The sequence below is a fragment of the Maribacter luteus genome (assembly GCF_009674825.1).
GTDB classification, from domain to species: Bacteria; Bacteroidota; Bacteroidia; order Flavobacteriales; family Flavobacteriaceae; genus Maribacter_A; species Maribacter_A luteus.
Genome location: NZ_WKJH01000018.1, coordinates 230,839 through 231,229 on the forward strand (window position 1 = coordinate 230,839; position 391 = coordinate 231,229).

The following is a 391-nucleotide window of genomic DNA, read 5'->3' on the forward strand; positions in this document are numbered from 1 at the left end:
GTTTTATAAAAATCTCTAAACACAAGACCAAAAACGTTTGTATAATTTTTCTTTAACTCTGGAATTACCAAGGGCTCAAACTTTTGTTCCAAAGGTTTAATGATTAAAGAATAACCTCCGGCAAATAGCATTTTTCCATACATATAAACCCTTATGGATGTTCTGCGGCGTATACTGTTATCTTCCTTGATAAACTGGATAGTATCGCTATTACTAATTTTTTTAATCTCATAATAACTATCATGGAGACTTTGGTTGCGTTCTTTTAATATTTTAAACAGTTCGGTGCGTGTCATATTCAATTACTTTATGATAATGGTTTCTAAATCACCAGCGTCACGCTCGTGCCATATTGCTACGATATATAACAGTAATCATCAATGTTCTATTG

Annotated in this window: 1 protein-coding gene; it reads right to left on the bottom strand. The window is 32.2% G+C overall.

Annotated features, from left to right (window positions below):
* Positions 1-296, bottom strand: a 296-nt coding sequence (locus tag GJ691_RS19635; RefSeq protein WP_218944439.1) for a hypothetical protein, incomplete at its 3' end; no start/stop codon positions are given.
* Positions 297-391 lie beyond the last annotated feature (95 nt).